At 64.7% G+C, this 22,479-nt stretch carries 18 protein-coding genes; 15 read left to right on the forward strand and 3 right to left on the reverse strand.

Annotation, left to right across the window (positions count from 1 at the left end; all coding sequences use genetic code 11):
* Both JQ573_RS25460 and JQ573_RS25465 read right to left on the reverse strand, forming a co-directional pair.
* Positions 1-1,170 carry a hypothetical protein gene (locus JQ573_RS25460; protein WP_212315647.1) on the reverse strand — a complete coding sequence of 390 codons (1,170 nt, stop codon included), beginning with the start codon at positions 1,168-1,170 and terminating at the stop codon, positions 1-3.
* 2 nt (positions 1,171-1,172) lie between these two features.
* Positions 1,173-1,880, reverse strand: coding sequence for a FecR domain-containing protein (locus JQ573_RS25465; protein ID WP_212315645.1), 708 nt, complete (start codon positions 1,878-1,880; stop codon positions 1,173-1,175).
* 237 nt (positions 1,881-2,117) lie between these two features.
* On the opposite strand from JQ573_RS25465, the gene JQ573_RS25470 reads away from it, so the two are divergent.
* Positions 2,118-3,422 (forward strand): phospholipid carrier-dependent glycosyltransferase, encoded by a 1,305-nt coding sequence (locus tag JQ573_RS25470; protein ID WP_212315643.1) that lies wholly within the window; start codon positions 2,118-2,120, stop codon positions 3,420-3,422.
* 61 nt (positions 3,423-3,483) lie between these two features.
* On the opposite strand, the gene JQ573_RS25475 is transcribed toward JQ573_RS25470, so the two are convergent.
* Positions 3,484-4,116 (reverse strand): OmpA family protein, encoded by a 633-nt coding sequence (locus JQ573_RS25475; RefSeq protein WP_212315641.1) that lies wholly within the window; start codon positions 4,114-4,116, stop codon positions 3,484-3,486.
* 161 nt (positions 4,117-4,277) lie between these two features.
* On the opposite strand from JQ573_RS25475, the gene JQ573_RS25480 reads away from it, so the two are divergent.
* The 14 genes from JQ573_RS25480 to JQ573_RS25545 all read left to right on the forward strand — a co-directional run bounded on the left by JQ573_RS25480 (position 4,278) and on the right by JQ573_RS25545 (position 22,390).
* Positions 4,278-4,520 (forward strand): hypothetical protein, encoded by a 243-nt coding sequence (locus JQ573_RS25480; protein WP_212315639.1) that lies wholly within the window; start codon positions 4,278-4,280, stop codon positions 4,518-4,520.
* A gap of 105 nt (positions 4,521-4,625) precedes the next feature.
* Positions 4,626-5,789, forward strand: a complete 1,164-nt coding sequence (locus JQ573_RS25485) for a winged helix-turn-helix domain-containing protein (protein ID WP_212315638.1) — start codon at positions 4,626-4,628, stop codon at positions 5,787-5,789.
* Positions 5,790-5,991: 202 nt separating this feature from the next.
* Complete coding sequence (locus tag JQ573_RS25490) at positions 5,992-7,317, forward strand: MFS transporter (protein WP_212315637.1); 1,326 nt, start codon at positions 5,992-5,994, stop codon at positions 7,315-7,317.
* A 348-nt stretch (positions 7,318-7,665) separates the two neighbouring features.
* Positions 7,666-8,772 (forward strand): efflux RND transporter periplasmic adaptor subunit, encoded by a 1,107-nt coding sequence (locus tag JQ573_RS25495; RefSeq protein ID WP_212315636.1) that lies wholly within the window; start codon positions 7,666-7,668, stop codon positions 8,770-8,772.
* 57 nt (positions 8,773-8,829) lie between these two features.
* Positions 8,830-11,967 carry an efflux RND transporter permease subunit gene (locus JQ573_RS25500; protein WP_212315635.1) on the forward strand — a complete coding sequence of 1,046 codons (3,138 nt, stop codon included), beginning with the start codon at positions 8,830-8,832 and terminating at the stop codon, positions 11,965-11,967.
* Positions 11,968-11,988: 21 nt separating this feature from the next.
* Positions 11,989-12,597, forward strand: a complete 609-nt coding sequence (locus tag JQ573_RS25505) for a TetR/AcrR family transcriptional regulator (protein WP_212316431.1) — start codon at positions 11,989-11,991, stop codon at positions 12,595-12,597.
* Between the two features lie 162 nt (positions 12,598-12,759).
* Positions 12,760-13,383 carry a flavin reductase family protein gene (locus JQ573_RS25510; protein ID WP_028338596.1) on the forward strand — a complete coding sequence of 208 codons (624 nt, stop codon included), beginning with the start codon at positions 12,760-12,762 and terminating at the stop codon, positions 13,381-13,383.
* A 311-nt stretch (positions 13,384-13,694) separates the two neighbouring features.
* Entirely contained in the window at positions 13,695-14,960 is a 1,266-nt protein-coding gene (locus JQ573_RS25515) for an SMP-30/gluconolactonase/LRE family protein (RefSeq protein ID WP_212315634.1), read from the forward strand.
* Between the two features lie 220 nt (positions 14,961-15,180).
* Entirely contained in the window at positions 15,181-17,448 is a 2,268-nt protein-coding gene (locus JQ573_RS25520) for an acyl-CoA dehydrogenase (RefSeq protein ID WP_212315633.1), read from the forward strand.
* Positions 17,448-18,731, forward strand: coding sequence for an acetyl-CoA C-acetyltransferase (locus JQ573_RS25525; protein WP_212315632.1), 1,284 nt, complete (start codon positions 17,448-17,450; stop codon positions 18,729-18,731). The genes JQ573_RS25520 and JQ573_RS25525 overlap by 1 nt, the downstream gene beginning before the upstream one ends.
* 2 nt (positions 18,732-18,733) lie before the next feature.
* Positions 18,734-20,830 (forward strand): 3-hydroxyacyl-CoA dehydrogenase NAD-binding domain-containing protein, encoded by a 2,097-nt coding sequence (locus JQ573_RS25530; RefSeq protein ID WP_212315630.1) that lies wholly within the window; start codon positions 18,734-18,736, stop codon positions 20,828-20,830.
* Positions 20,812-21,273 carry an acyl-CoA thioesterase gene (locus JQ573_RS25535; RefSeq protein ID WP_409334657.1) on the forward strand — a complete coding sequence of 154 codons (462 nt, stop codon included), beginning with the start codon at positions 20,812-20,814 and terminating at the stop codon, positions 21,271-21,273. The genes JQ573_RS25530 and JQ573_RS25535 overlap by 19 nt, the downstream gene beginning before the upstream one ends.
* 166 nt (positions 21,274-21,439) lie before the next feature.
* The gene (locus JQ573_RS25540) at positions 21,440-21,634 is read left to right on the forward strand and encodes a hypothetical protein (protein ID WP_212315628.1); all 195 of its coding nucleotides are present in this window, start codon (positions 21,440-21,442) and stop codon (positions 21,632-21,634) included.
* An 81-nt stretch (positions 21,635-21,715) separates the two neighbouring features.
* Entirely contained in the window at positions 21,716-22,390 is a 675-nt protein-coding gene (locus tag JQ573_RS25545) for an HAD family phosphatase (RefSeq protein WP_212315626.1), read from the forward strand.
* The last annotated feature ends 89 nt before the right edge of the window (positions 22,391-22,479 follow it).

A 22,479-nucleotide genomic window follows, 5' to 3' on the forward strand; every position in this document is an offset into this window, starting at 1 on the left:
CTAATAGCTGATCCGCAAGCCGACGCCGCCGTGAACCGTGTTGCCGACCGGCTGCGGCCCGGCGGTGCCGTTGAGGAAGATATCGGCGATCCAGCCCTTGGTGATGCGGAAGCCGACGCGGCCGCCGTATTCGAACCAGCCCTGGTTGCCGATCGTCGGCACGATGGTGCCATCGCCGGTGACGGTGGCGACGATGCCGGAATGGGTGGCGAAGGATTGCACCCAGCCGCCATTGATGTTGGTTTCGATGTTCGATCCGAACAGACGCGTCCACTGGCCGCCGATCTTGACCAGGCTGGTGCGATCGGTGCCGTCAGCGATGGTGGCGTCGAACGGATTGAAAGCCATCGCAGGATCGCTGTAGCCCTTGACCCGCTGCCACAGTTGCCAGACCTCGACCGAAGCCGCGACCTCGTCACGCGCCGACAGCCGGTTGATCCAGCCCGCGCGCCCGTACACGCCGTAATTCTCGCTCGATGTCTGGCCGGTGACCGACACCGGTCCGAGGCTGGTCGCATAGCTGCGGGTGTAGCGCACCTTCTCCGACGGCGAGAGGATGGCGCCGATATCGAAGAACGGTCGCGACGAGCCCCAGTCGACGAAGTCGTAGCGCAGCGCGAAGGCGCCGATCGGCGCGCTGGTGACGTTGTAGCCGCCCTCGCCATACTGCGTGTAGGCGATGCCGGCGAGCAGCGACAAATTCGGTGTAATGGTCTTGCGGCCATGGATACCGGCCGAGAACGAGCCGGCGGAGCCGAAGGCACTGACGCAGTCGTCGCAATTGACCTGCTCGTTGACGCCGAGCAGCACCGATCCGAGCACGCGGTTGGTGATCATCTGGTTGAAGCGCTGGTCGGCGAGGTTGTTGATCGAACTGCCGCTCGACGGCGCGCCGGTGATCGGTGTCGGCGACGGGCTCGGCGTTGGTGTCGGCGTAGGCACAGGCGTGGGGGTCGGCGTTGGCGATGGTGTGGCGGTAGGTGTCGGCGTCGGCGTTGGGGTCGGGGTCGACGTACAGTTCGGCGATGCTGAAAACGAATCCGGATTCGAAGTGCAGTTCGGCGTCGGAGACTGCGCCTGAGCCGGCACAGCCCACGCCTGCAGCATCGCGAGCGACAGCGTCATTGTCAGCGCCGCCGACAGGATCAAATGATGGATGCGCCGTAGCATGCTCACCGTCCGCACAGCATGCCGGTCGGGTCGTCGACCGGCGGCGTCACCGGCGAGGCATCCGCGAACTGGGTGACGGTGCAGAGGCCTGCGGCCTGGGTGCAGGTCGCGGCGAAGGTCCATGGCGGGTTGTTGGTCTTCTGGATCGTGGTGCGGCCGCCGCTCGAGGTGATGATCGCGGTGTCGCCGGGCTGCGTCAGATCGATGCATTGCCGGTTCGACGTACACACCGTCGATGCGCCTTCCTGCAACACCACGGTGGTCTTGCCGCGCTGCGACAGGATGTCGAGCACGGTGCCGCGAACGCCGATGGTCGCGAGCGGCGTCGTGATCGTGTAGGCGGCCTTGTTGGAGTGGCCGGTGACGAAGCGGAACGCTCCCGAGGTCAGGCGGATCGCAACATCGCGATAGTGATGCTCGTCGTCGAACACGGTGCGATCGAGCTTGAGCGAGGCGTTCGGTCCGAGCGACAGGTTGGTGCTGTCGGCCATCACCAGCCGCGCGGCACTCTCGAGGCCGGTGCGCACCGTCTCGTCGCGCAGCAGCGCGTCGCCGACATTGATCGGCGTGGTCGCGGCCGCAACGCGGACGACCTCGTTCTTCACCATGGCCGCTTCGCCGACGCGCGTCTGCGCCTGAACGGGATGAGCCGTCAATGCGACCGCAAGACCGAGTGCAAGTAAGGAGAAAAAGCTGTGGCGCGAATTCATTGCAATACCGATCGAACTAACCCTCTCATCGTACCGGATCGCGGACGCAGCTGATATTGTATAATTGTCACAAGCCGTGTTGAGTTGCGCCGGATGGTGAGGGTCGATGGATTCGAAAATGCTCGCGGCTGCGGACATCAACGTGAGATTTGATCACACTCGTCACATACATCACACTCGCGGCCGTCGTAGCTCACACTTCGCTCACACTGGTTCCCCTCGCAGCGTGCTCGTCCTTTGATCACCGCATCCAAATCTCCTTCTGTTCTGCGGCGTCCCGCCGCGCGCACGGCGATCGTCGCGGCCATTATCTTCATCGTCGCCCATGTCGTGCTGCTGCTCGGGATCACCACACCGGACAAGCTCTATTTCGATGAGGTGCATTACGTGCCGGCGGCGCGCCAGATGCTGTTGCCGGTGGTCGAGGGCCCGATCCTCAACCCGATGCATCCGCCGCTCGCCAAGGAGATCATCGCGCTGTCGATCAAGGCGTTCGGCGACGTGCCGCTCGGATGGCGCTATCCCGCGGCGCTGTTCGGTGCGCTCGCGCTGGTCGCGGTCTATCTCGCCGCCCTGGCGCTGTTCGCCTCGCAGGAGCGGGCCATCGCGGCCGTGCTGCTCGCCTTCTTCAACCAGATGCTGTTCGTGCAGTCGCGGATCGCGATGCTGGATATTTTCGCGCTCGCCTTCTGTCTGTTCGCGATCGCGGCCTTCATCCACGGCTTCAGGCAGAAGCGGCCGCAAGCTGCCTTCGCGCTGACGGGGGTTTTCGCGGGGCTTGCCTGTGCCTGCAAATGGAGCGGGTTGTTCGTGCTCGCGACCTGCATCGCGATCGTCGCGGTGATCCGCCTGATGCAGGGCTGGCGCACGCGCTTCGCCGACGCCAATGCGGAGGACTGGTACCGGCCGGACCTGTGGCCGGATTTCCGTCTTCCCCACTTCATCGTCTGTTTCGTGCTGATCCCGGCGGCCGTCTATCTCGTGAGCTTCGTGCCGCTGTACGGCTTCTCGTTCACCGACCTCGTCGAGGCACAGCGCCGCATCTTTGCCGACAACACCACGACCGCGATCGCGGGCCACACCTATATGAGCGCATGGCCGTCCTGGCCGTTCCTGGTGCGTCCGGTCTGGTATCTGTTCGAGAAGGTCGGCGACGACAGCTTCGCCGCGATCGTGTTTCTCGGCAATCCGCTGATGCTGTGGCCGGCGTTGATCGCGCTGATCGTCGCGCTGCGCGACTGGATCGTGACCCGCAGCCGCGATGCGTTTCTCGTGCTTGCGTTCTATCTCGGCCCGTATCTCGCCTGGGCGCTGCTGCCGCGCACGCTCGGTTTCATCTATTACTACCTGCCGGCAGCTGTTACCGCGAGCTTCGTGCTGGTCTACGCATTGACGCGCAAGGGGATGCCGCGCTGGCTGTTGTGGGCCTTCGTGGCCGTCGGATGCGCCGGCTTCATCGCGATGCTGCCGATCACGGTTGCAGCCATCGGGACGTCGATGGCGACCTTCAATCGGCTGATGCTGTTCCAGAGCTGGATTTGAATCTCTCTGAAACAAGCGATCCGCCTGCCGGGTGTGGCAAGCGGATCGGAAGTTGGGGAGATTACTGCGACGCCGTCTTGGTATCCATGTTGACGACCTGCACGCGACGGTTGGTCGGGTCCATCGGCGCGCTCGGATCCTTCGGCCGGGTCTTGCCGTAGCCGACGGTCACGAGATCAGAGCCGTTCAGGCCGTAATGCTCGACCAGATAATTCTTGATGGTGTCGGCACGGCGCTCAGAGAGATCCTGGTTGTAGGCCTCGCTGCCGATCGCGTCGGTGTGGCCGGCGACGACGAAGGTCGAGCCCTTCATGCTGGCATCCGACAGCGCCTTGCCGAGCTCCTGCACCGCCTGGGTCGAGCCCTTGGCGATCTCAGCCGAGTTGTAGTCGAAGTGAATCTCCAGATCGATCTTCGGCTTGTTGGCGGCGATGTCGGCGATCTCCTGGCGTTCGCCGAGTGACAGCGAGCGGGTCTGGCGGTTGCGAACGGTGTTGAGGAAGCTCGCCTCCTTGGCCGAAGCGGCCGGGTCGACCTGCGTGCCGGCGGAGAGGCCGCGGGTGGCCGACTTCGGCTTCAACGCATTGAGGATCTGGGCGGCCGGAACGGTGTCGCTGCCGGCCAGTGCGACGCCCGCCGTCATCGACAGCGCAGCGCCGATCGTCAAAAGAGACAGGGAAAAGGAGCGGGTCATGGTTTTCGTCCTTAAATGTCAGGCCAGCCAATCCGGCTGTTGTCGTTTTGATGCTGCGAACCTAGGACTGGTTCAAAGCCCGCAATGTGATCTGGATCACAGTTGAATGGACCGGCCCCTGTCCCGCGCCGTGCAGGGCCGGCGACGGAGAGGAGAGCATCTTGGCCCACGTCGATCGCGTCCTCCGCTCGATCAACGACGAAGGCGCTTCGCGCTGTGTCGATATCTTCGTTCGCCCGGAAGGGACCATCGGATTCGAGGAATATCGGCGGGACGTGGAGGATGGCCGCGGTTGGTTTCCGGTTGGCGGTCATTCGTCCCGGGTTTTTCATGAGGAAAACGCCGCGCTCGCGGCGGCGATGGCGGACGTTCCCTGGTTGCGGCGGGCCGTTGGATCGCAGTAGCCGGTCCGAAGCGCCCCACACGTCCAGAGGGCGATGATTCTGCACGGCTGATTTCCCTCGCGCGGCTCTCCACAGCTGCGCGAATCTCACTACATTGCTCGGGCAATGCCCCGCGCCGCCGAACCCTTATCCCTGAACAATGCCGCCGCCCGCCATATCTGGCTGCGCGCGCAACGGCTCGATACGACGGCGCCATTCGGGGACGGGGCATCAGCCGTGGCGGCCGCCGTCGACCATCTCGGCTATGTGCAGATCGACACCATCAACGTGATCGAGCGCTGCCACCACCACATCCTGTTCAGCCGCATTCCGGACTACCGCCGCGCCGACCTCAAGCAGGCGCAGAGCCAGGACAAGAGCGTGTTCGAATACTGGACGCATGCGCTGTCCTACGTGCCGTCCAAGGACATCAACATCTTCCTGCCGGCGATGAAGGCGCACAAGCGCGAGGGCCATAAATGGTTCTCGTCGGTGACGCCATCGGATACCCGCAAGGTGCTGCGGCTGCTGCGGTCCGGTCCGCTGACCATCCGCGACATCGAAGACGACGTGCTGACCGAGAAGGAGCATCTCTGGCAGAGCCGGAAACCCTCGAAGCGCGCGCTGCAGCTCGCCTTCTATGGCGGCGTGGTCACGGTCAGCGAGCGCGCCGGCATGCTGAAGACCTACGAGCTGATGGCTCGGCATTTCGGCTGGGACAAGCCGCCGAAGCCCGCACCGGCATCGGCGCGGATCGCCTATCTGCTCGACCGCGCGCTGCGCTCGCAAGGCATCGTCAGCCTGGACTCGATCTGCCATCTGGACGCGCCGAGCAAGAAGGCGGTGCGCGGCCTGATCGAGGCCAGGGTGCGCCGCAAGGAACTGGTGCGGATCGCGCTCGATGGCGCCGGCAAGCAGGAGCATTGGGCGCGGCCTGAGGTGCTGGAAGAGACCGGCGAGGGTGATCCCGCTCTGGTTCACATCCTCTCGCCGTTCGATCCGCTGATCATCCAGCGCAAGCGCACCGAGCTGTTCTTCGGCTACGGCCACCGGTTCGAGGCCTATGTGCCGAAGGAGAAGCGCCTGTTCGGCTATTTCGCGCTGCCGGTGCTGGTCGGCGACGATATCGTTGCCGCCCTCGACCTGAAGACCGACCGGCAGAACAGGAAGCTGCTGATGCAGAAATGGAGCTGGGTCGGCAAGGGCAAGAAGCAGGCGGCGCGCAAGGAGCTGAAGCGCCGCATCGAGGAGGAACTCGACCGCTTCGAGCGTTTCCAGCTCGCCGAGTAGGGCAGGCTCGCCGTCATTGCGAGCGCAGCGAAGCAATCCATCGCGCCACAAGCGGAGAAGTGGATTGCTTCGCTACGCTCGCAATGACGCCGTGGAAAACGCCCGGGTTCCTGTCTGGCCTGTGTGCTATGAGTTTTTGCCATTGCTCAATGCGGGGCCACCCAATAATCCTCAAGGCAAGCAATAGCTTTGGGGGGAACAGATGAGCCAGACCGCAACTGTCGCGCCCGATCGCGGCGCCCGCAGCGAGATCGAGACGTCGACGATCCGCGCGATCTCCTGGCGGCTGATCCCGTTCCTGATCCTGGCCTACTTCTTCTCCTATCTCGATCGCGTCAATCTCGGCTTCGCCGCGCTGACCATGAACAGCGAGCTGAAGTTCTCGCCGGTGGTGTTCTCGTTCGGCGCGGGCATCTTCTTCATCGGCTATTTCATCTTCGAGGTGCCGAGCAATCTGGCGCTGGAGCGGTTCGGCGCCAGCAAGTGGATCGCCCGCATCATGGTGAGCTGGGGCATTCTCTCGGCACTGATGGCGGCGGTCTATGACGAGCACAGCTTCTACGCGTTGCGCTTCTTCCTCGGTGTCGCCGAGGCCGGCTTCTTCCCCGGCATCATCCTCTATCTCACTTACTGGTATCCGGCCGAGTATCGCGCGCGCTTCCTCGCCGCCTTCGCGCTCGCGGTGCCGATTTCGACCGTGATCGGCGCCCCGATCTCCGGCCTGTTGCTCGGGCTCGACGGCGTGATGGGGCTGAAGGGCTGGCAGTGGCTGTTCGTCATCGAGGGCATCCCCTCGGTGCTGCTCGGCATCGTCACCTGGTTCTATCTCACCGACCGGCCGGAGAAGGCCGATTGGCTCTCGGCCGAGCAGAAGGCGTGGCTGAAGGCGAAGCTCGATGCCGAGGTCGCGGCCAAGCAGGCGGCGCAGCACTTCACGCTCGGGCAGGCGCTGTCCTCGCCGAAGGTGCTGGCGCTCAGCGCGATCTATTTCGGCTTCGTCGCCTCGCTCTACGGCATGCAGTTCTGGCTGCCGCAGATCGTCAAGGCGTTCGGTCTCACCAACGCGCAGACCGGCTTTGTCACTGCGATCCCCTATGCGTTCGGCACCGTCGCGATGATCCTGTGGGCGCGCCGGTCCGACGCCATGCGGGAGCGCGTGTTTCATGTCGGCGCGCCGCTCTTGCTCACGGCGCTGGCGCTCGCCGTCTCCAGCTACATCACCGATCCGACCATGACCATGGTTGTGCTGACGCTCGCCGCGATCGGCGTGTTCTGCACCTTCGCGGTGTTCTGGACGCTGCCGACCGCCTGGCTGTCAGGCACCGCCGCCGCCGGCGCGATCGCGCTGATCAACTCGATCGGCAACCTCGCTGGTTTCGGCGGGCCCTATCTGATCGGCTGGGTGAAGGAGACGACCGGCAGCACGTCGACGGGCCTGCTGGTGCTGTCGCTGTTGCCGCTCGCGGCCGGCCTGCTGGTCTTCCTCGGCAGCCACGAGACCAAGACCGAGTTCGCGAGCGCGAAGTAGGGTAACGGCTGGCTTTGCCGCGTAGGATGGGTAGAGCGCAGCGAAACCCATCGTTCTTTGTCCGCGGCGAGATGATGGGTTTCGCTGCGCTCTACCCATCCTACAGATCCCGCCAACACACGCCGCCGCCGTAGCCCGGATGGAGCGAAGCGCAATCCGGGGTCGCCGTGTGCAGACCGCCCCCGGATTTCGCTGCGCTCCATCCGGGCTACGCAATTTCCAGAATTCCCCGCTTAACCCCACGTTAATTACTGCCGTCCTCACGAATTGGTTACTACTGACGAATATTGACATTCATCAGTGATAAATCGATACTCTTCATCAGTCGTCAGCCGATGGAGATTTCAGATGTTCGTTCGTTCCGTTTTGTCGAGCTATTACAGGCTCTTGACCGGAGCAACGCTGGCTTTCGCGGTGTTCGCGCTGACCGGCTGCAATGAAAAGGCAGCCGAAAACGCGGATCCCGGACGCCCCGTTCTGGTGGCGACCGTCCATTACGAGGCTGAAACCCCTGAGCGCAGCTTTGTCGGCACCATCAAGCCCCGTATCGAAGCCGATATGGGCTTTCGGGTCGCCGGCAAGGTGGCCAAGCGGCTGGTCGAGGTCGGACAGACAGTCGACGTCGACCAGCCCTTGGCCACCCTCGATGAGGTCGATCTGAAGCTGCAGGCCGAGCAGGCCGAGGCGGAATTCCGCGCCGCCACCGGCGTGCTGGCGCAGGCCGGGGCCGCCGAGCAGCGCGCCAAGGACCTGAAGGCCAAGGGCTGGGCCACCGATGCGGCGCTCGATTCCGCCAAGGCCGCCGGCGACGAGGCGCGGGCGCGGCTGAACCGCGCCGAGCGCTCGGTCGAGCTGACCAAGAATTCCCTCTCTTATGCAACGCTGGTGGCCGACACGAGGGGTGTCGTCACCGCGACCATGATCGAGCCCGGCCAGGTGGTTGCCGCGGGCCAGGCTTCGATCCGTGTCGCCCGACTTGGCGAGAAGGAAGCTGTCGTCGCGATCCCCGAGACGCTTCTCGCTCGTGCCAAGTCGGGCGTTGCCACGGTGATGCTGTGGTCGGATGCCAAGAAGACCTATGCCGCCAAGCTGCGCGAGGTCGCGCCGCAGGCCGATCCCGCCACCCGCACCTATCTCGCGAAGTTCTCGCTGCCGGACGCCGACGAGACCGTCTCGCTCGGCATGACCGCAACGCTGACCCTGGCCGACAAGGCGACCGAACGGGTCGCCAAGCTGCCGCTGTCGGCGCTGTACAGCCAGGGCGGCGATCCCTCGCTCTACATCGTCGATGACAAGGGCGACATCGCGCTGAAGCCGGTCAAGGTGAAGGCCTATGAGAGCAACAACGTCGTCATCTCCGGCGGCGTCGACGATGGCGCCAAGGTGGTCGCCCTCGGCGTGCAGAAACTCGATCCGAGCCAGAAGGTCCGGGTCGTCTCGTCGCTGTCGTTCTGATCCTCGCAATATCAGCAGAAACGGTTCTGGGACCTGATCTAGAACTTGGAGAGTTCGATGAAGCGCTTCAACCTTTCGGCCTGGGCGGTCAGCCATCCGACGCTGGTGCTGTTCCTGATGATCATCCTCGGCGCCGCCGGCTACTTCTCCTATCAGAAGCTCGGCCGCGCCGAGGATCCGTTCTTCACCGTCAAGGTGGTGAACGTCTCGGTGATGTGGCCGGGGGCGACCTCGCAGGAAATGCAGATGCAGGTCGCCGATCCGATCGAAAAGAAGCTGCAGGAGCTGCCGTTCTTCGACAAGGTGCAGACCTATTCCAAGCCGGGCTTCACCGCGATGCAGGTCTCCTTCAAGGATTCGACCTCGCCGAAGGACGTGCCCTATCTCTTTTATCTCATCCGCAAGAAGCTGGTCGACGTGCAGGGCGAGCTGCCCTCCGGCATCCTCGGGCCCGTGGTCAACGACGAATTCTCCGACGTCGATTCGATCCTCTATATGATGACCGGCGACGGCGCCGATTACGCGCAGCTCAAGAAAGTCGCGGAAGGCTTCCGCCAGCGTCTGCTGAAAGTGCCTGGCGTCACCAAGATCGACCTTTACGGCACCCAGGACGAGCGCATCTTCGTCGAGTTCTCGCATGCCAAGCTTGCGACGCTCGGCATCACGCCGCAGGCGCTGTTCGACTCGCTCGCCAAGCAGAACAATGTCACCCCGGCCGGCACGGTCGAGACGTCGTCGCAGCGCGTGCCGCTGCGCGTCACCGGCGCGCTTGACGGCGTCAAGGCGGTTGCCGAAACGCCGGTCGAGAGCAACGGCCGCGTGTTCCGGCTCGGCGATATCGCAACCGTCTCTCACGGCTATGTCGATCCGCCGAGCTTCAAGGTGCGTCAGGAAGGCAAGCCGGCGCTCGGTATCGGCGTCGTCACCGCCAAGGGCGCCAACATCCTCGAGCTCGGCAAGGAGGTCCAGCAGGCGACCGCCGAGTTCCTGAAGGCGGTGCCGCAGGGCGTCGACATCCAGCAGATCGCCGACCAGCCCAAGGTGGTCGAGCACGCCGTCGGCGAGTTCGTGCACTCCTTCGTCGAGGCGCTCGCGATCGTGCTGTTCGTCTCCTTTGTCGCGCTTGGCTGGCGCACCGGCATCGTGGTGGCGCTCTCGGTGCCGCTGGTGCTCGGCATCGTCTTCATCGTCATGAACGCGATGTCGCTCGACCTGCACCGCATCACGCTCGGCGCGCTGATCATTGCGCTCGGCCTCCTCGTCGACGACGCCATCATCGCGGTCGAGATGATGGTGGTGAAGATGGAACAGGGCTGGGACCGCATGAAGGCGGCGTCCTTTGCCTGGGAATCTACTGCGTTTCCAATGCTCACGGGAACGCTGGTCACAGCCGCTGGCTTCCTCCCCATCGGCTTTGCCAATTCGGCGGTCGGCGAATATGCCGGCGGCATCTTCTGGATCGTGGCGATCGCGCTCGTTGCTTCCTGGTTCGTCGCGGTGATCTTCACGCCCTATATCGGCGTCAAGCTGCTGCCCAACATCAAGGTGCACCAGAACCACGATCCGCACGCGATCTATGAGACGCGGATGTATCGCGGCCTGCGCAGCGTGGTGCAGTGGTGCGTCGATCACCGCATCAAGGTGGTGGTGGCGACCGTCGGCGTCTTCGTGCTTTCGATCGTGGGCTTCGGCCACGTCCAGCAGCAGTTCTTCCCGCTGTCGGAGCGGCCCGAGCTGTTCCTGCAGCTCCGTCTGCCCGAGGGCACGGCCTTCAACGTCACCGAGAAGGCGGTGAAGCAGGCCGAAGGGCTCTTGAAGGACGACCAGGACATCCAGACCTATACTGCCTATGTCGGCCAGGGCTCGCCGCGCTTCTGGCTCGGCCTCAACCCGCAGCTGCCGAACGAGGCCTTTGCCGAGATCGTGATCCTCGCCAAGAACGTCGAGGCGCGCGAGCGCGTCAAGGCGAAGATCGAGCAGGCCGCCGCCGACGGCGCGCTGAACGAGGCACGGGTCCGGGTCGACCGCTTCAACTTCGGTCCGCCGGTCGGTTTCCCGGTCCAGTTCCGCGTGATCGGGCCCGACGCCAACAAGGTGCGCGACATCGCCTACCAGGTGCGCGAGGTGATGCGGCAGAACAAGAACGTCAAGGACGTCCAGCTCGACTGGAACGAGCAGTCGCCTTACCTGAAGCTCGCCGTCGACCAGGATCGGGCGCGCGCGCTCGGCCTGACCCCGCAGGACGTCTCGCAGGCGCTGGCCATGCTGATCTCGGGCGCGCCGGTCACCACCATCCGCGACGGCATCGAGAAGGTCGGCGTGGTCGCCCGTGCGGTGCCGTCCGAGCGGCTCGATCTCGGCCGCGTCGGCGATCTCACCATCACCACGCGCAACGGCGTGGCGGTGCCGCTGCAGCAGATTGCCAAGATCGAATATGCGCATGAGGAGCCGATCCTGTGGCGGCGCAACCGCGACATGGCGATCACCGTGCGCTCCGACGTCGTCGACGGCGTGCAGGCGCCCGACGTCACCAACCAGATCGCGCCGAAGCTGAAGGACATCCAGGCCCATCTCGAGCCGGCCTACCGGATCGAGCCGGGCGGGGCGTTCGAGGAATCCGCCAAAGGCAATGCGTCGATCTTCATCCTCTTCCCGGTGATGGTGATGGTGATGCTGACGCTGCTGATGATCCAGCTGCAGAGCTTCTCGCGCCTGTTCCTGGTGTTTCTGACCGCCCCGCTCGGCATCGTCGGCGCCTCGCTCGGATTGAACGTCGCCAACCAGCCGTTCGGCTTCGTGGCGCTGCTCGGCCTGATTGCGCTCGCCGGCATGATCATGCGCAACGCGGTCATCCTGGTCGATCAGATCGAGAGCGACGTGTCCTCCGGCCTGACCAGGCGCGAGGCGATCGTCGAGGCCACCGTCCGGCGCGCCCGGCCGGTGGTGCTGACCGCGCTCGCGGCGATCCTCGCCATGATCCCGCTGTCGCGCTCGGCGTTCTGGGGCCCGATGGCGATCACCATCATGGGCGGTTTGTTTGTTGCGACTTTCCTGACCTTGCTGTATCTGCCGGGCCTTTACGCCCTCTGGTTCCGCAAGACCTTGGACGAAAGCGGCCCCGAGCAAGTCAATACTGCGCCGCAGCATGCGGGTGAGGGACAACTCGCATTTCCACTTGCTGAGGCGGCCGAATAATTGAAGATTGAGCAGGCCAACATGACGCTGATCTCGGAACATAGCGAAACCGACACCCGCGAGCGGATTCTCGTGGTGGCGGAGCGCTTGTTCCGGCAGATCGGCTACCAGAAGACCACGGTCGCCGACATCGCCAAAGAGCTGCGGATGAGCCCCGCCAACGTGTATCGCTTCTTCGATTCGAAGAAGTCGATCCACGAGGGCGTGGCGCGCGGCCTGATGGGCGAGGTCGAGATCGAGGCGCAGCGGATTGCCCGGTCGGAAGGACCGGCTGCGACGCGCTTGCGCCAGATGATGACGACCATCAATCGCATGAACACCGAGCGCTATGTCGGCGATTCCAAGCTGCACGAGATGGTCGAGATCGCGATGCAGGAGGACTGGGAAGTCTGCACTGCCCATATGGAGCTGATCGCCATGACCATCGGCCAGGTGATCGCGCAAGGCGCGGCCTCAGGCGAATTCGAGGTCAAGGATCTGGAGCTTGCCGCGCTGTGCGCCTGCACGGCGATGATGCGGTTCTTCCACCCGCAGATGATCGCTCAATGCGCCACCAAGCCCGGCCCGACCATCGACCAGATGATCGATTTCGTGATCGCCGGCCTGTCGCCGCGCACCCGCGCCAACTGAGCGCCGGCACTGACGTTTTCGTCAGTTGACTCTTCCCGCATTGCAAGCGAAGCGAAATTGTAGCCCGGATGGAGCGCAGCGTAATCCGGGAATGCTTCGACGTGTGAGACGAGTCCCGGATTGCGCTGCGCTCCATCCAGGCTACCGTGAGAGGGGCCCAGCGTGACCGCCAAAGACCTGCATTTCTACGAGCCGAAGAACGGCCACGGCCTGAAGCACGACCCGTTCAATGCCATCGTGGCGCCGCGGCCGATCGGCTGGATCTCCTCGCGCGACAAGGGCGGCAACGTCAACCTCGCGCCCTACAGCTTCTTCAACGCCTTCTGCTACGTACCGCCGATCATCGGCTTCTCCTCCACCAACTGGAAGGACAGCGTCGCCAACATCCAGGACACCGGCGAGTTCGTCTGGAACCTGGCGACGATGGATCTGGCCAAGCACATGAATGCGACCGCGGCGCATGTCGCGCGCGATGTCGACGAGTTCAAGCTCGCAGGGCTCACGCAGGTTGCCGGCAAGCTGGTCAACGTGCCGCGCGTCGCCGAAAGCCCGGTGTCGTTCGAATGCAAGGTGAGTCAGATCGTCCAGCTTCAGGGCGCCGACGGCAAGAAGGCCGAGGCCTGGCTGACGCTCGGCGAGGTGGTCGCCGTCCACATCGACAAGGCCTTCATCAAGGACGGGGTCTATCAAACCGGTCTCGCCCACCCGATCGTCCGCGCCGGCCGCCGCGGCGACTATTTCGAGATCAAGCCGGAGAACATGTTCGAGATGATCCGGCCAGATTGAGTACTGCTCTATCCTCCCTCTCCCCGTTCTTCACGGGGAGAGGGAGGGTGAGGGGCTGCTTCCGCGAATTGTGAACGTCGTGAGACCTGTACCCCCTCACCCGGAACGCATCTGTCGATGCGTTCCGACCTCTCCCCGCAGGCGGGGCGAGGTAAGAGGTGCCACGTGTCGCGACGACGGCTTGCATCGCAACAATGTGAAATTTCCGACCGCAGTGATGAAAAACCGTCACTCGCAACCTCCGAGCGAGCGGTCTAACCTCCCGCGCGCCAAGCCGGATCAACGGCCGGCGAACACAGTGGGAGGATGCGATGACACGCCAGGAGCGGAGCGGTCCAAACGGCGCGCAAAGCGGTCAGAAGGAAGAGCGGCGCGATCCGAACGTTTCACGTCGAACACTCGTTCAGGGATTGGCGGTGGGGGCGGCCGCTGCCGCCGCCGGCGTCAGCAGCGCGCTGGCTCAGAACGCGCCAGCGCCGGTCGGACCGCCGACGACCATCACCAGCCCGCCGCGCGACTTCAGTCCGCGCGGTGCGCCGACCACCTATTTCTGGGACCCCGACATCATCGCGGTCGATCCGTCCTTCAACGATCTTGCCCAGCCCAACACCTCGATCAAGCGCCTCCATACCGGGCTGTTGTGGGCGGAAGGCCCGGCCTGGAGCTCGCAGGGTCGCTATCTCCTGTGGAGCGACATCCCGAACAACCGGCAGATGCGCTGGTCGGAGGATGACGGCCATGTCAGCGTGTTCCGTACGCCGTCGAACTACTCGAACGGCAATTCGTTCGACTTCCAGGGCCGCCAGCTCTCCTGCGAACATCTCACCCGCCGGGTGACGCGCTACGAGAATGACGGCACTGCGACCGTGCTTGCCGATAACTATCAGGGCAAGCGGCTGAACTCGCCGAACGACATCGTCGCGCATCCCGACGGCAGCTACTGGTTCACCGATCCGCCCTATGGCGGCCAGCTCTACGAGGGCGAGCCTGACGCGGCCGGTGGCCCGAGCAACGCGGCCGGCAAGCTCAACCCGCGGATCGGGCAGCCCGCGGGCTTCGCGCCGGCCAAGCGCGAACTGCCGACCAATTGCTATCGCATCGATCCCTCGGGCCGCATCGATCTCGTGGTGAGCGAGGACCAGGTGCCAGATCCGAACGGCCTCTGCTTCTCGCCGGACTACAAGAAGCTCTACGTCGTCTCGACCGGCAAGGGACCGGGCGACACCGGCCCGGGCGGCAAGGGCGACGTCTTCGTGTTCGATGTCGGCGCCGACAACAAGCCCGTCAACGGCAAGCGCTTCAGCGATTTCACGATCGACGGCGTGAAGTGCGGGCCGGACGGCATCCGCTGCGACGTCAACGGCAATGTCTGGTGCTCGAGCAATGCCGGCCGGGCGGTCGGTTACAACGGCGTGACGGTGTGGTCGCCGGAAGGCAAGCTGCTCGGCCGCATCAGGCTGCCAGAGGTCTGCGGCAACATCACCTTCGGCGGCCCCAAGCGCAATCGCCTGTTCATGGCCGCAAGCCAGTCGCTCTACGCGGTCTATACCGCGACCCAGGGCGCCGGGCCGGCCTAGCGCGCGGGAGCGGGGTGCCGGCACGAGCTGCCGGCGCCACCCTCGGCTACCTGATTGTCGCAGCTCAGCTTTCGGAACTGAACGCGTGGTCTGCCGTTAACAAACGGCGGCTTGGCCGCGTCAATTTCGCTTTATTTGAACAGCGAAGTGTTCACCGGTGAACGGCACTTTCCGATAGGATCATCACCCATCCGCGCTGCCGTTTCATGAGGACCCCACCATGAGCTTCCGCCGCGATTACTTGTCCAAGCCGATCTTCTCCTGGGCGCGTGGTGTGCTGCCGACCATGTCGGACACCGAGCGCGAGGCGCTGGAAGCGGGCGACGTCTGGTGGGACGCCGATCTCTTCACCGGCAATCCCGACTGGTCGAAATTGCTGGCGTTCGCGCCGGCCAAACTGACCGACGAGGAGAACGCCTTCCTGCACGGCCCGGTCGACGAGCTCTGCGCGATGCTCGACGAGTGGAAGATCAATTGGGAATGGCGCGATCTGCCGCCGGAGGTGTGGAGCTTCATCAAGGCCAAGAAATTCTTCGGCATGATCATCCCGAAGGAATTCGGCGGCCTCGGCTTCTCGCCTTATGCGCATTCCGAAGTGGTGCGCAAGATTTCCTCGCGCTCGCTGACCGCGGCCGTCACCGTGATGGTGCCGAACTCGCTCGGGCCGGGCGAACTCTTGATGCGCTTTGGCACCAAAGAGCAGCAGGACAAATGGCTGCCGCGTTTGGCCGCGGGCCAGGACATTCCCTGCTTCGGGCTGACCAGCCCGGAGGCCGGCTCGGACGCCGCCTCGATGATCGACACCGGCATCATCTGCAAGGGCAATTTCGAAGGCCGCGAGGTGCTTGGGCTGAAGCTGAATTGGCACAAGCGGTACATCACGCTGGGGCCTGTCGCGACGCTGCTCGGCCTCGCCTTCAAAGCCTATGATCCCGATCACCTGGTCGGCAGCGAGGACGAGCTCGGCATCACGGTCGCGCTGATCCCGACCCATCTGCCCGGCGTCTCGATCGGCCAGCGCCATCTGCCGGCTATGCAGGTGTTCCAGAACGGCCCGAACTGGGGCCGCGATGTCTTCATCCCGCTCGACTACATCATCGGCGGCCAGGAGCGCCTGGGCCAGGGCTGGAAGATGCTGATTACGGCGCTCGCCGCCGGCCGCGGCATCTCGCTGCCGTCGCTGTCGGCCGCCGGCGCCGCCTATGCCGCGCGCACCACCGGCGCCTATGCCCGCATCCGCGAGCAGTTCGGCATCTCGATCTCGAAATTCGAGGGCATCGAGGAGCCGCTCGCGCGCATCGCCGGCACCGCCTATCTGCTCGACGCCGCGCGGCGGCTGACCTGCGCCGCGCTGAACGAGGGGCGTCACCCTGCCGTCATCTCAGGGATCATGAAGCTGCACGCCACCGAGCGGATGCGGATCGTGATCGACGACGCCATGGACATCCATGGCGGCAAGGCCGTGATCGACGGGCCGCAGAACTATCTCGGCGGGCTCTACCGCTCGGTGCCGGTCGGCATCACGGTCGAGGGCGCCAATATCCTGACCCGCAACCTGATCGTGTTCGGGCAGGGTGCAATCCGCGCGCATCCTTATCTGTTGCAGGAGATGAACGCGCTCAGCGAGACCGATCGCGACAAGGGGCTCACCGCGTTCGACACTGCGTTCTGGAAGCATGTCGGCCACAGCTTTGCGACCATGTTCCGCGCCTGGGGCCGTAGCTGGACCTTCGGCCTGTTCGCACCGGCGCCGGATGCCGGCGATGCAACGGAGTTCTATCGCCAGCTCTCGCGCTACTCGTCGGCGTTCGCGCTGTGCGCCGACATGGCGCTGCTCACCCTCGGCGGCGCGCTGAAGCGCAAGGAAATGCTCTCGGCGCGCTTCGGCGACATCCTGTCCGAGCTTTACTTGCTTTCTGCCGCGCTCAAGCGCTGGCAGGACGAGGGGCGGCAGAAGGAGGATCTTCCCGCGCTCGAATGGTGCATGGCGTCGGGCTTCAAGACCATCGAGAACCGCTTTGCGGAAATCCTCGCCAATCTGCCGAGCCGCCCGATGGCATGGATGCTGAAATTCCTGATCCAGCCGTTCGGCGCGCGCGTCACGGGGCCGTCTGATAGCGTCGTGCATCTCTGTGCACAGCTCGTGCTGTCGCCGTCGGCGGCACGCGACCGCCTGACGCCGGACCTCGCCTTTGTCGAGGACGACGGCGGCATCGCGCGACTGGAAAAAGCCTTCCGCCTTGTCACCGAGTCCGAGGATGCGGCCAAGCAGCTGCGCGCGGCGCGGCTGCATGACTGGAAGGAGGCCGTCAAGAAAGGCGTCATCACCGAAGCCGACGGCGAGAAGCTCGCCGCCGCCCATGAGGCCGTGGCCAAGGTCATCGAGGTCGATGATTTTGCGCCGGAGGCGTTGTCCCCGATTTACAAGAAAACCGCCGACGTGCATCAGTTCTTCCAGGAGCTTGGTGAGCAGAGGGCGGCAAGCTGATGGCGCGACCAGTCTTTATCGTCGACGGCAGCCGGACGCCGTTCCTGAAGGCGCGTTCCGGTCCCGGCCCGTTCACCCCGGTCGATCTCGCCGTGCAATGCGGCCGGCCATTGCTGGCGCGGCAGCCTTTCGCGCCCACCGCGTTCGACCAGGTCATCCTCGGCTGCGTCAACGTCATCGCCGACGAGATGAACCCGGCGCGGGTCGCAGCACTCCGGCTCGGCATGGGCGAGCAGATGGTCGCCTTCACGATGCAGATCAATTGCGGCTCCGGCATGCAGTCGATCGACACCGGCTATCGTTATATCCGCGAGGGCATCTCCGACCTGATCCTCGCCGGCGGCGCCGAGGCGCTGAGCCACGCGCCGCTGGTCTGGCCAAATTCCGGCGTCCGCTGGTTTGCCGGCTTTGCCGGCGCCAAGGGGTTAGGGGCAAAGATCGCCGCGGCGCTGAAGGTGAGGCCGAGCTACTTTAAGCCGATCATCGGGCTGGAGCGCGGGCTGACCGATCCCATCACCGAACTGAACATGGGCCAGACCGCCGAGAAGGTCGGCCATCTCTTCGGCATCACCCGTGCGCAGTCTGATGCTTACGCCGCCGAGAGCCACCAGCGGCTGGCCAACGCGCAGAAGCAAGGCTTTCTCAAGGGCGAGGTCGAGACCGCGTTCTCCCGCGACGGCAAGTTCTACGACCATGACGACGGCGTCCGCCCGGATTCGACAGCCGAAACGCTGGCAAAGCTGAAACCGGTGTTCGAGCGCCCGTGGGGTCAGGTCACTGCCGGCAATTCCTCGCAAATCACCGACGGCGCATCCTGGGTGATCCTGGCGTCCGAGACGGCGGTGGCAAAGCATGGGCTGACGCCAAGGGCCGTCATCCTCGACAGCCAGTGGTCGGCGCTCGATCCGTCGATCATGGGCCTCGGTCCGGTGCTGTCGGCGAGTGCACTGCTCAAGCGTAATGGGCTGACCTTGCAGGAGGTCGAGACCTGGGAGCTGAACGAGGCCTTTGCCACGCAAGTGCTCGGCTGTCTCGCAGCCTGGAACGACGACAAATTCTGTCGCGAGATTCTTGGGCTCGACGGCGCGGCCGGCGAGATCGACCGCGCGAAGTTGAATGTCGATGGCGGCGCGATCAGCCTCGGCCATCCCGTCGGCACCAGCGGCAACCGCATCGTGCTGCATCTGGTCAATGCGATGAAGCGGCTCGGCACCAGGCGCGGCGTCGCCACCGAATGCATCGGTGGCGGGCAGGGCGGCGCGATGTTGATAGAGACGGTGTGATCATGGATTCACGGATCATGGACGTTCTCGCCGATCGCGTGCTCGAGCTCGGGCCGAAGCCGGCCGCCGACAGCCCGTACAAGAACTTCAAGCTGACGCGCGACGAGGACGGCATTGCCTGGCTGCTGTTCGACCGCGCCGGCACCAGCGCCAACACGCTGTCCGCCGATCTGCTCGAGGAGCTCGATGCCATCGTCGCGGCGCTGGAGAACCAGCGGCCGACCGGCCTCGTGGTGCGCTCCGCGAAAAAGAGCGGCTTCATCGCCGGAGCCGACGTCAATGAATTTCGCGGCGCCAACGACCCGCGCGCAGTCGAGACCGAGATCGGCCGCGCGCACGCGGTGATCGACCGGCTGGAGGCGCTGCGCGTGCCCTCGGTCGCGGTGATCCACGGTTTCTGTCTCGGCGGCGGCCTCGAGGTCGCGCTGGCCTGCCAGATGCGGATCGCGATCGACGATGCCAGGTTCGGCTTTCCCGAGGTGATGCTCGGCCTGCATCCCGGCCTCGGCGGCACCGTGCGCTTCACCGAGCTGGTCAACCCGATGCAGGCGATGACCTTGATGTTGACCGGCAAGACGATCGACGCGCGGCGCGCCAAATCGCTCGGTCTGGTCGACGCCGTCACGCAGGAGCGTCACGTCCGCAACGCCGTGAAGGACGCGGTGTTCGGCCGGCTGAAGCGCGCCAAGCCGGGCGTGCTCACCGCAATCCTCAATTTCGCGCCGGCGCGGGGCTTGCTTGCCTCGCGGATGCGCAGCGAGGCCGAGAAGGCCGCGCCGCGCAAGCATTATCCGGCGCCCTCAGCGCTGATCGATCTCTGGGAGAAGCACGCCGGCAACCGCTCGGGAATGCTCAACGCGGAGAAGGCGTCGTTCGCCAATCTGATGGTGACGCCGACTGCGCAGAACCTGATCCGGGTGTTCTTCCTGCGCGAGCAGATGAAGAAGGCGGCCGGCAGCGGCAACAAAGTGCAGCACGTGCACGTCATCGGCGCCGGCGCGATGGGCGGCGACATCGCGGCCTGGTGCGCCAACCAGGATATGCGCGTGACGCTCGCCGATATGAAGGCCGAGCCGATCGCGGGCGCAATGAAGCGCGCTGCGGATCTGTTCGGCAAGATCATGCGCAGGAAGATTGACCAGCGCGATGCGCTCGACCGGCTGATCCCCGACATGGACGGTGAGGGCGGCCGCAACGCCGATCTGATCATCGAGGCGGTGCCGGAAAAGCTCGAGCTGAAGCAGAAGGTCTATGCCGGCCTCGAGCCGAAGACGAAGCAGGGCGCGATCCTCGCCACCAATACGTCGAGCATCCCCTTGCAGGATCTGCGCACCACGCTGGCACGGCCGGAGCGGCTGCTCGGCCTGCACTTCTTCAATCCGGTGTCGCGGCTGCAACTCGTCGAGGTCGTCAGCCATGACGGCACCGATGCCGCGATGCTCAAGGAAGCGCTCGCCTTTGTCGGCGCCATCGATCGTCTGCCGCTGCCGGTGAAGAGCTCGCCGGGCTTCCTCGTCAACCGCGCGCTGACGCCCTACATGCTGGAAGCGATGATGATGCTGGACGAGAAGACCGACCAGCGCCTGATCGATGCGGCTGCCGTCGAGTTCGGCATGCCGATGGGCCCGATCGAGCTCGCCGACCAGGTCGGCCTCGATATCTGCCTCGATGTCGGCGACATGCTGCGCTCGAAGTTCGGCGACGCCCTGTCGCCGACGCCGGCCTGGCTGCGCGAGAAGGTCGCCAAGGGTGAGCTCGGCCGCAAGACCGGCAAGGGCTTCTACACCTGGAGGGACGGCAAGGCGGAGAAAGCGCCGCTGCCGGAGACCGGTCCGAAAGTCAGCGACGAGATGATCGACCGCCTGGTGCTGCCGATCTCCAATGTCTGCATCGCCGCCTTGCGCGAGGGCATCGTCGACGACCCCGATATGGTCGACGGTGCGATGATCTTCGGCACCGGCTATGCTCCGTTCCGCGGCGGCCCGCTCAACTACGCGCGCACCCGCGGCGTCGAGGCTGTCGTATCCGCGCTGCGCGCGCTGGCGCAGAAATTCGGCGATCGTTTCGCACCCGATGCAGGCTGGGAGACCTTCAAGTGACCGACACCCAAGCGCCTGAAACGCATGTTCACGCACCGCCGATCAGCGGCAACGAACCGCAGGGCGATCTCTGCATCCGCACGCTGGCGATGCCGGCCGACACCAACGCCAATGGCGACATCTTCGGCGGCTGGCTGCTCAGCCAGATGGACGTTGGCGGCGGCGTGTTCGCTTCCAAGCTGGCGAAGTCCCGCACCGTGACGGTTGCGATCGAGGCGATGAACTTCCGCAAGGCGGTCTATGTCGGCGATCTCGTTTCGGTGCATGCCAATCTGGTGCGCGTTGGCCGCACCTCGATCACGGTGCATCTCGAAGCCTGGGTGCTGCGCCGCCGAGAGCAGCAGTCGATCCTCGTCACCGATGGCAATTTCACCTATGTCTCGATCGACGATCAGGGCCGTCCGCAAACAATCCAGCGCGATGGTGCGACGATTTCGACCTGACGTCTTTCGCGCGAAAAGCGCCGCTGATTCGGTGCAAGAGAAAACGCGTCGAAACTGAGACAGGAGCGCGGCTCGATCGCAAAAGCGGCGCTTCGCTTCGCAAATAAACCGAGGAACAAACAGACGGTGATGCAGTTGTCGGCTCGGAATCAAACCGAGGCCGATAATGTCTGACTGCTACGTCATCGAAGTGAGTTCACAGACCGCGGGTATCGTGGTGCGCGATACCAAGGGTTACGCGTTTTTTGCAGCCTCGCAGCGCTTCCAGGCCCTCGAAGGCCAGATCTTCCGCAACGCACGCGAGGCCGAGCGCGCGGCGCGACGGCTTGTCACTGGGCAAGATCTGCAGCTGGCCTCCTGACATCCGGCCTCGGCGGCGCGTCATTTGCGCGCGCCGCCAGAGTCTGTATTGATGCATCCGAACTCACGGAAACGTTTTCGGATGTCGCAGACACAAGGCAAAGCACTGCTGTTCGATATCGACGGCACGCTCGCCGACACCGATCCGCTGCATCTGGCGGCGTTCAACCGGGTGCTCGGCCCCCATGGACACAGCTTCGATCACGCGCGCTTCGGCAAGGAGCTGCAAGGCTTCTCCAATGCGTCGATCGGCGAGCGCTTCCTCGCCCACGAGCCGGCCGACCGCCGCGCCAGCATCCTTGGCGAGAAGGAGCGGATTTTCCGCGAATTGGTCTCCGGCCAGATCGTGCCGGTGCCGGGATTGATGGCGCTGCTCGACCGGGCCGATCGCGCCGGCGTGCCGATGGTGGCGGTGACCAACGCGCCGCGCCCGAACGCCGAACTGCTGCTCGCGGGACTGGGCATCGCGCACCGTTTCAAGGCTGTCGTGATCGGCGATGAACTGGCGCACGGCAAGCCGCATCCATTGCCGTATCTCGAGGGGCTGCGCCGCGCAGGCGCGGAGGCTTCGGCTTCGCTCGCGTTCGAGGATTCGCGCTCCGGCATCCAGTCCGCGACGGCGGCGGGCATCGCGACGATCGGGATGCGAACCGGGCTCGGTCATGCCGATCTGCTCGCGGCCGGCGCGGCCGCCAGCGCGGCGGCATTCGATGATCCGGAATTGATTCGCCTTGTTGCATCCGCCATGGCTTGGTGAGGAAATGGCTTGGTGAGGCATTGTGCCGAAACGTTGCCGGCTCCACATTGCTGCAACGCAGTCCTTAACCCCGGCGATGCTTGCTCGTT

This window comes from Bradyrhizobium sp. AUGA SZCCT0105 (genome assembly GCF_018129565.1).
Taxonomy (GTDB): Bacteria; Pseudomonadota; Alphaproteobacteria; order Rhizobiales; family Xanthobacteraceae; genus Bradyrhizobium.